General features: G+C 57.8%; 1 protein-coding gene. It reads right to left on the bottom strand.

All coding sequences use genetic code 11. The features are described from left to right. Positions 1–71: 71 nt before the first annotated feature. Positions 72–322 (bottom strand): hypothetical protein (locus tag ACFWW2_RS00940; protein WP_393925488.1); only part of this gene is annotated, 251 nt, incomplete at its 5' end.

The following is a 322-nucleotide window of genomic DNA, read 5'->3' as shown; positions in this document are numbered from 1 at the left end:
CTGATCAGCGCGCCTGGCGACCCGGGGCCGGTGGTTTAACAACCAAAGCCACAGGGTTGAGGCAAAAAATCTCAGGTGCAGCCAAAAGAAAACAGGACCCCCGGGGGGCATAAAGCAATTTTGGGGCCCAAAATGGCCCATTTCTGCGTCAAAAGAGCTTGAATGACCCCGTTCGGCCTGCGTTCTTTTTCCTGGAACTGAGCAATTTTGCCTGAAACCAGTTGCGTCGGTTCGTTATCAACAGGCCCCGGGTCGCCAGGCGCGCTGATCAGGGACATGCAGCCGCACGGCATCACCGACCTGAATACGGCCCTCGCGCTCG

It is taken from the genome of Yoonia sp. R2-816 (genome assembly GCF_046762905.1).
Lineage (GTDB): Bacteria > Pseudomonadota > Alphaproteobacteria > Rhodobacterales > Rhodobacteraceae > Yoonia.
The sequence above is the reverse complement of the archived record's forward strand: the minus strand, read 5'-3'. Positions and strand labels throughout refer to the sequence as shown.